The 12,128-nt window shown below is 58.3% G+C and carries 10 protein-coding genes; 2 read left to right on the plus strand and 8 right to left on the minus strand.

Going from position 1 to position 12,128, the window contains the following annotated elements; genetic code table 11:
- Positions 1-57: 57 nt before the first annotated feature.
- The gene (locus GNG29_RS05435; protein ID WP_156654010.1) at positions 58-1,263 is read right to left on the minus strand and encodes an MFS transporter; all 1,206 of its coding nucleotides are present in this window, start codon (positions 1,261-1,263) and stop codon (positions 58-60) included.
- Between the two features lie 163 nt (positions 1,264-1,426).
- Between GNG29_RS05435 and ushA the strand changes: the two genes are divergently transcribed.
- A complete protein-coding gene (ushA, locus tag GNG29_RS05440) occupies positions 1,427-3,079 on the plus strand; it encodes a bifunctional UDP-sugar hydrolase/5'-nucleotidase UshA (RefSeq protein ID WP_103178519.1) in 1,653 nt (550 codons plus the stop codon).
- A gap of 120 nt (positions 3,080-3,199) precedes the next feature.
- Here the strand turns inward: ushA and ybaK are convergent, their stop codons facing one another.
- The 3 genes from ybaK to copA form a co-directional block, all read right to left on the minus strand.
- The gene (ybaK, locus tag GNG29_RS05445) at positions 3,200-3,679 is read right to left on the minus strand and encodes a Cys-tRNA(Pro)/Cys-tRNA(Cys) deacylase YbaK (RefSeq protein ID WP_103178520.1); all 480 of its coding nucleotides are present in this window, start codon (positions 3,677-3,679) and stop codon (positions 3,200-3,202) included.
- 199 nt (positions 3,680-3,878) lie between these two features.
- On the minus strand, positions 3,879-4,673 hold the full coding sequence (locus GNG29_RS05450) for a TraB/GumN family protein (protein ID WP_103178521.1): 795 nt from the start codon (positions 4,671-4,673) through the stop codon (positions 3,879-3,881).
- A gap of 75 nt (positions 4,674-4,748) precedes the next feature.
- Positions 4,749-7,247, minus strand: a complete 2,499-nt coding sequence (gene copA / locus GNG29_RS05455) for a copper-exporting P-type ATPase CopA (RefSeq protein ID WP_156654011.1) — start codon at positions 7,245-7,247, stop codon at positions 4,749-4,751.
- A gap of 106 nt (positions 7,248-7,353) precedes the next feature.
- On the opposite strand from copA, the gene cueR reads away from it, so the two are divergent.
- Positions 7,354-7,764 (plus strand): Cu(I)-responsive transcriptional regulator, encoded by a 411-nt coding sequence (cueR, locus tag GNG29_RS05460; RefSeq protein WP_103824084.1) that lies wholly within the window; start codon positions 7,354-7,356, stop codon positions 7,762-7,764.
- On the opposite strand, the gene GNG29_RS05465 is transcribed toward cueR, so the two are convergent.
- The 4 genes from GNG29_RS05465 to GNG29_RS05480 are packed head-to-tail and all read right to left on the minus strand — an operon-like array spanning position 7,761 to position 11,977.
- Positions 7,761-8,477, minus strand: coding sequence for a DUF3142 domain-containing protein (locus GNG29_RS05465; RefSeq protein WP_156654012.1), 717 nt, complete (start codon positions 8,475-8,477; stop codon positions 7,761-7,763). The genes cueR and GNG29_RS05465 overlap by 4 nt on opposite strands.
- Positions 8,447-10,591, minus strand: coding sequence for a hypothetical protein (locus GNG29_RS05470; protein WP_156655436.1), 2,145 nt, complete (start codon positions 10,589-10,591; stop codon positions 8,447-8,449). The genes GNG29_RS05465 and GNG29_RS05470 overlap by 31 nt, the downstream gene beginning before the upstream one ends.
- Before the next feature lie 16 nt (positions 10,592-10,607).
- Entirely contained in the window at positions 10,608-11,066 is a 459-nt protein-coding gene (locus tag GNG29_RS05475) for an NfeD family protein (RefSeq protein ID WP_103181037.1), read from the minus strand.
- Positions 11,066-11,977: an SPFH domain-containing protein gene (locus GNG29_RS05480; protein ID WP_103178526.1), complete on the minus strand. Its 912-nt coding sequence runs from the start codon at positions 11,975-11,977 to the stop codon at positions 11,066-11,068. The genes GNG29_RS05475 and GNG29_RS05480 overlap by 1 nt, the downstream gene beginning before the upstream one ends.
- Between the last annotated feature and the right edge of the window lie 151 nt (positions 11,978-12,128).

The raw sequence follows: 12,128 nt of genomic DNA on the forward strand, positions 1-12,128 counted from the left end.
AAGGCTGATGGTATAAGGAGAGGGCGCGGCCAAACCGGAAGTTTGACCGCCAATAAATCAGGCGTTATGCCGGTTATCAGGCAGGAATATAGTCAACATCCCGAGAAGCGGCAGGAAAGCGCAGATTTTGTAGACCAGGAAGATGCTGGTATGGTCTGCAATCAGGCCTAATACCGCTGCACCAAGGCCACCCATGCCAAAAGCAAAACCAAAAAACAGCCCGGAAACCATGCCGATACGGCCCGGAAGCAGCTCCTGGGCATAGACCAGAATGGCAGAAAACGCAGAGGCAAGAATAAAACCAATGATCACGGTTAAAACACCCGTCCACCACAGGGTTGCGTAGGGCAAAATAAGCGTGAAGGGCGCAACGCCAAGGATAGAGCCCCAAATCACATATTTACGCCCGATTTTGTCACCCAGTGGCCCACCAATTACGGTCCCGGCGGCAACGGCGAACAGGAAGGCGAAGAGATGAAACTGAGCGTTTTGTACCGATAATCCGAATTTTTCCATCAGGTAAAAGGTGTAATAGCTGCTGATGCTCGCCATATAGAAATATTTGGAGAAAATCAGCATCAGCAGAATGCCGACCGCCAGAATAACCTTGTTACGGGGAAGGGGATTGATAACCGGCGCTTTTGGTTTGCCCTTATTAACCCGGTGCTGGGCGGCGTACCAGCGGCTGATTTGCGCCAGCACCACAATCGCCAGCAGCGCAGCCAGCACGAACCAGGCCACGTTTCCTTTGCCATAGGGGGCAATAATTACCGCGGCCAACAGCGGGCCGAGGGAGCTACCAAAGTTACCGCCCACCTGGAACAGCGACTGCGCCAGCCCGTGACGGCCACCGGAGGCCATACGCGCCACGCGGGACGACTCCGGGTGAAATACCGACGAGCCGGTGCCCACCAGCGCGGCGGCCACCAGTACCCCTTCAAAGCTCCCGGCCATCGCCAGCAGGATCAGGCCGCTCAGGGTAAAGCACATACCAATGGGCAGCGACCACGGCATCGGGTATTTGTCCGTCCAGTAGCCCACCACCGGTTGTAGCAGCGACGACGCCAGCTGGAAGGTGAGGGTGATCATGCCGATCTGCACGAAGGTAAGAGAGAACTCGGACTGCAATAAGGGATAGATCGCCAGAATAAGCGACTGGATCATATCGTTCAGCAGATGCGAAAGACTGATTGCGCCAAGAATACCAAATGAGGTGCGAGCTTTAGCAGCCGACACCGGTGGAGTAGATTCACTGATTGCCATAAATACCACGTCGATTGTTATAGGAAGTGCAGGATGTAATTATTATCCGCCTAACATACCTTTCCCCGACATTTGAGGAAAGTCGCAATTCTGAAAACATATTTGTCTATTCTGATTACTCATTGTAATTTTTGCGTTTGTCTATGCATCAGGGAGTGAAGAAATGAAGTTAATGAAGCGAGGCGTCGCGCTGGCAATCATTGCGGCGTGTGGGCTGATCAGCCTGCCGGCCCAAGCCTGGGAAAAAGATAAAACCTATAACATTACCATCCTGCATACCAACGATCACCACGGCCACTTCTGGCGCAGCGAATATGGCGAATATGGCCTTTCGGCACAGAAAACGCTGGTGGATGGGATCCGTAAAGAGGTGGCGGCAAAAGGCGGCAGCGTGCTGCTCCTCTCCGGCGGCGACATTAATACCGGCGTGCCGGAATCAGATTTACAGGACGCTGAACCCGATTTCCGCGGCATGAATTTGATTGGCTACGATGCGATGGCCGTGGGCAACCATGAGTTTGATAATCCCATCGAAGTATTACGCCAGCAGGAGAAGTGGGCCAAATTCCCGTTCCTCTCCGCCAATATTTATCAGAAAAGCACCGGCGAGCGCTTATTTAAACCCTGGGCCATTTTCAAACGCCAGGATATTAAAATTGCGGTGGTGGGGCTGACCACCGACGACACGGCGAAAATTGGCAACCCGGAATATTTTACTGATATCGAATTCCGTAAGCCGGCTGACGAAGCGAAGCTGGTGATCCAGGAGTTGCAGCAGAACGAAAAGCCGGACGTGATTATCGCCACTACCCATATGGGTCATTACGATAATGGCGAGCACGGCTCGAACGCGCCAGGGGATGTCGAGATGGCGCGTAGCCTGCCGGCGGGCTCCCTGGCGATGATCGTGGGGGGTCACTCCCAGGATCCGGTCTGCATGGCCTCGGAAAATAAAAAGCAGGTGGACTATGTGCCAGGCACGCCGTGCGCGCCCGATAAGCAGAACGGGATCTGGATTGTGCAGGCGCACGAGTGGGGCAAATATGTGGGCCGGGCCGATTTCGAATTCCGTAACGGCGAGATGAAGCTGGTTCACTACCAGCTCATCCCGGTCAACCTGAAGAAGAAGGTGACCTACGATAATGGCCAGAGCGAGCGCGTTCTCTATACGCCAGAAATTGCGGAAAACCCACAGATGCTCTCCCTGCTGACGCCGTTCCAGAATAAAGGTAAAGCGCAGCTGGATGTGAAGATCGGTACGCTCAATGGCAGACTGGAAGGCGATCGCAGCAAGGTGCGCTTCGTGCAGACCAATATGGGCCATCTGATCCTGGCCGCCCAGATGGCGCGCACCAATGCCGATTTTGCGGTGATGAGCGGCGGCGGCATCCGCGACTCCATTGAGGGCGGCGATATCACCTATAAAGATGTCCTCAAGGTGCAGCCGTTCGGCAACGTGCTGGTCTATGTCGATATGAGCGGTAAAGAGGTTACCGACTATCTCACCGCGGTGGCGCAGATGAAACCGGACTCCGGTGCCTATCCGCAGTTTGCCAACGTGAGCTTTGTGGCGAAAGGTGGGGTGCTCAACGACCTGAAGATCAAGGGTGAACCGGTTGATCCGGCGAAAACCTACCGTATGGCGACCCTGAGCTTTAACGCCACCGGCGGCGATGGTTATCCGCATATCGACGACAAACCAGGCTATGTGAATACCGGCTTTATTGATGCCGAGGTGCTGAAGCAGTATATCCAGCAGAACTCACCGCTGGATGTGAATGCGTATGAACCGCAGGGTGAAGTGAGCTGGCAGTAAGCGCCGTCAGTGCCGGGTGGCGGCTTCGCCTTACCCGGCCTACGGTTCGAACGGTTTTAACGGTTTTAACGGTTTTTTGGTTTTGTAGGCCGGGTAAGCGCAGCGCCACCCGGCGTTTTTTTAATCCCGACGCGCGATATCCGCAAACTGCGCATCCAGCATTTTCGCCAGATCGCTCGCCGCCAGTTCAATATCCATCCCGCGCTTGCCGCCGGAAATATAGATCGTCTCAAACGCCTGTGAAGGTGCATCAATCAGCGTCGGCAGGCGCTTCTTCTGCCCCAGCGGGCTAATTCCCCCCACCAGATACCCCGTGGTGCGTTGCGCCACCATCGGGTCGGCCATATCCACCTTTTTGGCGCCCAGCGCTTTGGCCACTTTCTTCAGATCCAGCTGACTGGCAACCGGCGTCACCGCCACGGCGAGGTGTTTCATATCGCCATTCACCGCGACCAGCAACGTTTTATAGACCTGATCCGCATTCAGACCCAGTTTACGCACCACTTCATCACCAAAATTGGTTTCAGCCGGATCGTGGTCATAGCTGTGGATCCGAAACGGAATCTTGTTTTTTTCGAGTAATTTAACGGCGGGAGTCATAGCAATCCTTCTTAGCCCGGACAATAAACGCCTTAAGAATACGCCTCAAAAGCGGCTAAAAAATAGCACCATCTTGCGCAATAGTGTTGGCAGTGATGGTCACTTTGAGCGACAATCTGCTGAACCGGAGGTCTCCTCCGGCATAATAACAATGATGAAATTCCTCTTTGACGGGCCAATAGAAATATTGGCCACTTTTTTATCTCAGCAGCGACGGCAAATTCCCCTCGCCGTACAGATGCAACGCCCCCACCGCCACCACATACCGCCCAGCCGGCAACGCGTGCAGCTTTTCGCACCACGCCTGATTACGCTCATGCATCAGCACATCATACAGCGACTCGCTGAAGGTCGCCGGAAGCGCCAGCTTGTCGACGACAGGGGGGGAATCCAGCCACCAGCTCACCATGGTTTGCAGCAGGCGGGCATTGGTGTGCCAGTGAGTCAGGGTATCTTCCAGCAGCAGCAAACCGTCGTCTGGCATCTGGCGCAGCAGGGCGATCTGGCTGGCCGCCCCTTCCAGCTCAATGACCGGTAGGTTCTGCGTGCGCGCGGCATTCAGCAATTGGTAATCGATGCCGTAATCTCCCCGCAGCCCTAACCGCTGCGCCTGGGTAGCCTGCAACACCATAGCGATCTGCCACAGCGGCTGGCTCTCAAGCTGATTAAGCGATAATCCAAGCTCCCCGGCGACCCGTTGCAGTTCCGTAAGCTGGGTCGGGCTGATACGCTCCGCCAGCGGAGGCGGGATCGCAAGTCCTGCGAAGGGCGACTCATCCCCGGAGATATCCGCTTCGACGATCAGCGCGTCGGCATGATGCAAGCGGGTAACCAGGCCATCGGGCAGGGGAGACATATCCCGCGTACCCATATGGATACTGCCGACCAGATGCAGATGCTGTCCGCCGGGAAGGGTGATATCAAGACCAGGCCAGCGATAGCGGCGGGGGAAGAGGGCGCGAAACGATGCTTTCAGACGTTGAAACAGACCCATACGCGCTCCCTGATGAAAAATTCATGCTAGCGCGTGGGGAGGAGTGGCGCAAGACGTCCTTGTCCTGCGACCACCTCAGGCTTTAGGTTTAAAGCGCAACAGGCGGTTGGCGTTGCTGACCACGGTAATAGAGGAGAGGGCCATGGCGGCACCCGCCACCACCGGATTGAGCAGCGTGCCGGTCAGCGGCCATAAGATCCCGGCGGCGACAGGAATACCGAAGGCGTTGTAGATAAAGGCCCCCAGCAAATTCTGCTTCATGTTGCGCAGCGTCGCTTTCGAGATGGCGAGCGCGTCGGCCACGCCGGTCAGACTGTGGCGCATCAGGGTTATCGCCGCCGTTTCGATAGCGACATCGCTGCCGCCGCCCATGGCAATTCCGACATCGGCCTGTGCCAGCGCCGGGGCATCGTTGATGCCGTCGCCAACCATCGCCACCCGGCGCCCCTGCTTCTGCAGTTTGATAATCGCCTCCGCCTTGCCATCCGGCAGGACGCCCGCAATCACCTCATCAATGCCAGCTTCCCTGGCGATAGCCTGTGCGGTAGTGGCGTTATCGCCGGTCAACATCACCAGACGATAACCCTCCCGGTGCAGGCGTTGCAGTGCGGTCACGCTGTCTGCGCGCAGCGGATCGCGGATGGCAAACAGCGCCGCGGCCCGCCCGTCAATCGCCAGCAACACCGGCGTTGCGCCCCTGGTGGCCCAGGTGTGCAGATGTTCATCCAGCGCGCTGGTATCAATGCCATTTTCCGCAAGCAGCGCCTGATTACCGAGCAGCAGGGTGCGGTTGTCCACCTCGCCGCTGACGCCAAGGCCACGCAGGGTGCGGAAGTTATCTACCTGGGCGAGCGCGCGCTCCGCTTTATCCAGAATCGCCCGCGCCAGCGGGTGGCTGGAGCCCTGCTCAAGTGCGCCTGCCAGATTGAGGGCGGCAGCTTCGTCGATCCCACCCAGGGTATGGACGGCAACCACCTGCGGTTTACCTTCGGTCAGGGTGCCGGTTTTATCAAAGACCAGCGTATCCAGAGTGCTGGCGCGTTGCAGGGCGTCGGCGTCGCGCACCAGCACGCCCGACTCCGCGGCACGTCCGACGCCGGAGATAATCGACATCGGCGTCGCCAGCCCCAGGGCGCAAGGGCAGGCGATAATCAGCACCGTGGTGGCGATCACCAGGGTGTAAACAATCTGCGGCGCGGGGCCAAAAAAGTACCAGATAGCGGCGCTGAACAGGGCGGTACCCACCACCACCGGCACGAAAATGGCAGAGATTTTATCCGCCAGCTTGCCGATCTCCGGTTTGCTGCTCTGGGCCTGGCGCACCATCCGAATAATGCGCGACAGCGTGGTGTGACTGCCGACGGCGCTGGCGCGGAACAGCACGCTGCCATCCTGCACGACAGTACCGGCATGAATGCTCTCCCCGTCGCTTTTCTGCTGCGGTACCGGCTCGCCGGTGAGCATCGCCTCGTCAAACCAGGCTTCGCCCTGGGTGATCTCCCCGTCCACCGGGACGCGATCCCCGGTGGTCAGGCGCAGGATCATGCCTGCTTCAACCTCTGCCAGCGGCACGCTTTGTTCGCCGCTCTCCGTTACCACCCGGGCGGTGGGCGGTGTTAAATCGAGTAATCTTTCCAGCGCTTTCGACGAACGCTGCCGGGCCCGCGCCTCCAGCATATGGCCTAAGTTGATCAGGCCGATGATCATGGCGCTGGCTTCATAGTAGAGATGGCGCGCTTCCATCGGGAACCACTGTGGCCAGAGGTTTACGCTCATCGAGTAGAGCCACGCCGCGCCGGTACCCAGCGCCACCAGCGTGTCCATGGTGGCGGTGCGGTTTTTCAGGCTCTTCCAGGCGCTGGTATAAAAGTGGCCGCCGGCGACGATCATCACCCCGAGGGTGAGCACGCCGATCGCCAGCCACAGCGTGCGGTTATCGTCGGTGACCATCATGTTGTCGCCGAGCATACCCCAGCCCATCACCGGGATACCTACCAGCAGGGCGACAATCGCCTGCCAGCGAAAACGTTTCATGGTGGCGATGGCCGTCTCCTGCTGGCGCGCCCGCCGTTCGATGTCATCCTCAATCGCTTCGGCGCCGTAGCCCGCTTTCTCAACGGCCTGCACTAAATCAGCGGCGGAAGCACTGCCCATCACCAGCGCAGTGCGTTCCGCCAGATTGACCCGTGCCTGTGCCACACCCGGAACCGCCTGCAGGGCATCCTGCACCCGGGTGACGCAGCTGGCGCAGCTCATGCCGTTGATCAACAGCTGTTGGCTGTCATCACTGTCGTGAGCTGCCGGAAGCTCAGAGGGGTCCGCTGTCAGTGCTTCCGACGGAGTTGTTGACGCTGTCAGCGGATCAGCCTTTGGGTGGCTTAACGCCGCACCGTACCCGGCCTGTTTGATGGTGTCGATCAGGGCATCGGCGCTGGCGCTGCCGGTAACGACCGCGTGCTCAATGGTCACTTCTGCATGCTCAACGTCCGGGCGTTGCTCCAGACTCTCTTTAACGCGTTTGACACAGTGGCCGCAGGAGAGGCCGTCCAGTGTCAGATCGATGGTTTGAGACATAATTAGCTCCTTATAAATCTCCAGCCAGATATTGACCGGAGAGACACTTTCATCTAACTGTTATCAAGGTTAAACCTTCCATCAAGGGGAAGGTCAAGGGGGAAACGTGAATATCAGTGATGTTGCCAAAAAAACTGGCTTAACCAGCAAAGCGATTCGTTTTTACGAAGAGAAAGGGCTGGTGACACCGCCGCTGCGCAGTGAGAACGGCTACCGGAGCTATACGCAAAAGCACCTTGATGAACTCACGCTGCTGCGCCAGGCGCGTCAGGTAGGGTTCAATCTGGATGAGTGCGGGGATCTGGTGACGCTGTTTAACGATCCTGCCCGCCACAGCGCCGATGTAAAAAGCCGGACGCTGGATAAGGTGGCTGAAATTGAGCGGCATATTGTAGAGCTACAGGCGATGCGCGATCGGCTGCTGGCCCTGGCCGAGAGCTGCCCGGGGGATGAGAGCGCCGACTGCCCGATCATCGATAATCTCTCCGGCTGCTGTCACCGTAAGGTGAAGGCTTAACGCCGGGCCGGGTTGAGCATAAACACCACCGTCCCGCGATACCAGGGAGATTTTTGCAGTTGCGCTTCGGCCTGCACATCCCGCTGGCCGTTTTGTACCAGCCCGAGCTTGAAGGGAATGCTTAACCGGGCAAGCGCGGGTAGATAGGCCTGATAATTGTCTACCGTGTGGCGGCCCTGATAGCTCTGGATCACCAGCTCATCCACTGCCAGGCTATTCAGCGTGGCGACATCGCCGGTTTTCGCCCAGTCCAGTAGCCCGGTCACCCCCAGCGCAAACTCCGGCGGCAGCTGCTGGCGAAGTGTACGCAAAAAGCGCGCGTAGTCTGCCAGCTGGTGGGTAGCGGCATCAAAATCGATCTGTAACCCCACGACCTGATTCCCTGCGGCCTGCCAGCGCTGCATCAGGCGGACAATTCTCGGCACGATGGTCGGCGGCACCTCCAGGGTGGTAAAGCGCACGGTCAGCCAGATGGAGGGAAAGGCCAGGCGACTGACCGGCAGGCCGAGGCGCTGAAACACCACCTCATCGGGCTGGGCCAGCACTTCGCCCTGATGGAGATAGACCGTTTGCGCCTCTTTCAGTGCGTCGCTGGCCTTCACCCCTGACCAGAGCCAGAAGGCCGGATGCTCGTGGGCGGTAACGATTTCTGCCGCCTGCGCCTCTCCGGCCAGCAGCGCGGCTACCAGTAGTATTTGAGTTTTTGCGCCCACGGACTGCCCGGATACTGCGTTTTTAACTGCGAGAACCAGCCTTTGCGCTGGGCTTTGTCCACATCGGTTCCGCCACATTCGTTATAGCCGGACGGGGCGTAGCACATGATGGCCCGATAGAGCGCATAGCTCTTATCTTCATGTTCTGCCTTTGGTGAGGTGATGACCTGCTGGTAGTAAGCCTGTCTGTCGAACTGCCCGTAGGGTTCTTTGCGGTGGATGGCCGCCTCCAGCAGACCGTTGCCCGCACTCTCTTTCCACAGATCGACATGGGTATTGGTTGTGCGGAAAAACTCGCCCAGACAGTTCAGGGCATGGGCATCTGCGGCGTTCTGGCTGAGCACCTGCACCGTTTGGTCCAGGCTTCGACAGACGTAACCGGCTTCGGCGGCATCGCCGTTCCAGTCAAATACGCTCAGGTTAACATCGTCAAACGCTTTGCCAATGACTGGCGAGGTTATCGCGCTGGCGAGCTTTCTGTCATTTAACCAGTCGCTAAAGCGGTTCTCCGTTAAATCGCGCACCAGCAGGGTATGCAGCGCAATGGTCCGCTCTTCATTGTTGGGTCCCTGACTGGCCTGCTGACGTAACCGCTCAGGCGAGGCTACCGCTTTCAGCACCCGGGAGCGATAACGCAGGCTGGTGATGGCGCTATCCGCGGCAAAGATCGCCTCTGGATTACCGCTATAGACCAGGGTGGCCGCCAGTCTGGACTGCACGTACTGCTGCTGTTCAGCATCCTGGCTGAGTTTCAGCAGCTTAAGCCAGAAATCACGCGCCTCAGGCCACTGCATTTGCGCCATCAGCGCGTCGCCGTACAGTACCTGCTCGCTGAAGGCGACAATGTCGTGCGCCGGGAGTCTTTCTGCCGGTTTAACGGCCTGAAGGATGGCGGCAGGGTTATTCGTCGCCTGCCACAGGTTCAACTGTAAATTGCGCCACAGCGCCAGCTTGCCGCTCTGTTCAAACGCCGGTTTGCTGCTGTTGAGATCGTCCTGCGTCAGGGTCGGTTTCTCGTCGCTGTTCAGGCGAAGGGCGCGCAGCAGTTCGATATAGCTGACCTGCGGCGCGTCGGGGAAGGCTTCCCGCACGGCACGACCGTAGAACTGCATGCCGTAGACATTATCGTATTCGGTCACCAGGCCGCGCAGCGCCTCAGCATTCTCAGCCTGCTGGAACCGCTGCTCGTATAGCCCTGCCAGCTGCGGCCACGCCTGCAGATACCAGTTGATGCGGCGCAGCATACCGCGCGCCGAATCGGCGTAACGCCCCTCCGGCCAGCGCTGGAGGTAAGCCTGGGCCGCTTTCTGCGCCTGTTCAGCGGCCGGACGGTCGATGCGGTCGATATCAAAATCGCCATACTCTCCGGTGCTGTTCTGGCTGCTTTTGTTCAGCGCCGTGCGCATCAGCATATAGCCCGCGGTCTCTGCCAGCCACGGACGATCGCTGTCGACAAGCGAGGTAAACGCCCGTTCCGCCTCCTCGTAATCTCCGGCATAAAAACGGGCTGCCCCGGTCAGATAAGTTTGATACAGCAGGGCAGAAGAGTGGGCAGGAAGGGTCGTCAGGGAGGCGGAGATCTGCTCATCGGTTGCGCCGGAGTAAAGCCCCAGACGCGCCTGCCCCAGGACATGGCGCTGTTCCGCCGTCAGCGCGTCGTCGGCCAGCAGCGCGGCAAAAAACTGGCTGAGGCTCTCGGCACTGTTCGAGACGAAGCGGTTTTCCTGCTCGCTGTCCTGCCGGGTGTCGACGGCCCCGAGCTGCAATGCGGCCAGCTGCTGATTGAGAAGGCTCTCTTCAGCGGGTTTGTCCGCGGCTGGGGTGACCGGATCTTCCGGGTCATCCCACTCCGGGTGGTAAGCAAAATAGAAATCCCGGGAGCGGGTGATATCCACAGGCATCGACTGCACGGGCAGGGCAAAGGATTTGGCTTCGCTCAGCAGGCGCAGCAGGTTATCGCGGGAGTCGTTACCGGGCGTCAGCACCGGGTCGCCTTTCAGCAGACAATGCTCATCGCTCCAGTTGCAGTCTTCCATATCAAATGAGGCAAATGCTGGAGCGGCGCTTGCCAGTAAGGCGCTAACGCTGAGTGCCAGCGTTGTCTTCCTGACCATCATGCTATTCCTGTTCTTATCGGGAAAGGGCCCGGACGCGAAGGGTAATACCCTCTACGGCCACCACCTCAACTTTGGTGCCGACGCTTAAATCCTCGTCGGCCACAACTGGCCACGAACTGTCGCCGACACGCATATGACCGCGCCCGTTAACCAGGGCGGTGTCCAGGGTAAACTGCATCCCCACCAGCTGTTTTCCTCGCTGGTTGAGCCGGGCATCGGCGGGCTTCTGGGCGCGCACCTGCCTTGAGAGCCAGCGCCACCAGAGCCAGGCGGCAATCAGGGTCAGCAGGGCAAACAGCACCCCCTGCCATGCCCAGTCGAACGGTAAGATCCACACCAGCAGCCCGGTGATAACGGCCGCCACGCCGCTCCACAGCAGATAGCCGTTGCCGCCGAGCATCTCTGCCGCCAGCAGCAGGCCGCCGAGGCTAAGCCAGAAAACGTGCGGATGTGCAGCAATCATCTCGATCATCATTTGCGCTCGTTGCCGCTGTTTTTAATCAGTTCCGCGATCCCGCCGATCGAACCCATCAGGCTGCTGGCATCCAGCGGCATCATCACCACCTTGCTGTTATCCGCCGAGCCTATAGCCTGCAGCGCCTCGGTGTACTTCTGCGCCACAAAGTAGTTAACCGCCTGGATATCCCCGGCTGCGATAGCTTCCGAAACCATTTTCGTGGCGCGGGCTTCAGCTTCCGCCGAACGTTCACGGGCTTCAGCCTGTAAGAAGGCCGACTGGCGTTCGCCTTCAGCTTTCAGGATCTGCGACTGTTTTTCCCCTTCAGCCTTCAGGATCTCCGCCTGACGTACCCCCTCGGCCTCCAGAATGTAGGCGCGCTTGGTTCGCTCGGCCTTCATCTGGGCGTTCATGGAGGTGATCAACTCTGCTGGCGGGCGCACGTCGCGGATCTCAATACGCGTAACTTTAATACCCCAGGGGTTGGTGGCTTCATCGACGATGTGCAGCAGGCGGGTATTGATGCTGTCGCGCTGGGAGAGCATTTCGTCCAGCTCCATTGAACCCAGCACGGTTCGAATATTCGTCATCGTGAGGTTTATGATGGCTAACTCAAGGTTGCTGACCTCGTAAGCCGCTTTCGGCGCGTCAATCACCTGAATAAAGCAGACCGCATCGATGGTGACATTGGCGTTATCCCGGGAGATAACCTCCTGAGACGGAATATCGAGGACCTGCTCCATCATATTGATTTTGCGGCCAATGCGGTCCATAAACGGCACGACCAGGCTTAAGCCCGGCTGCAGCGTCGTGGTATATCGACCAAAACGTTCCACCGTCCACTGGTAGCCCTGCGGAACGATTTTGACGCCGGCGGCGACGATCACCAGCGCCACGAAGATTAAAATAGGGATGACGATGAACATGTAAAACCTCCTGTTTTGTATTCCATGTTGCGATTAAAACTGTTCGTTTGTTGCGCATAAGTATACCGGCAAACAGGGGTAAATTCCCGCCAAATCAACGAGCCGGGCTGGATTCAGACAGAAAAAAGCCCCGCTAAAAATAGCAGGGCAA

Origin of the sequence: Leclercia sp. Colony189, from assembly GCF_009740165.1 — a bacterium.
GTDB lineage: Bacteria > Pseudomonadota > Gammaproteobacteria > Enterobacterales > Enterobacteriaceae > Enterobacter.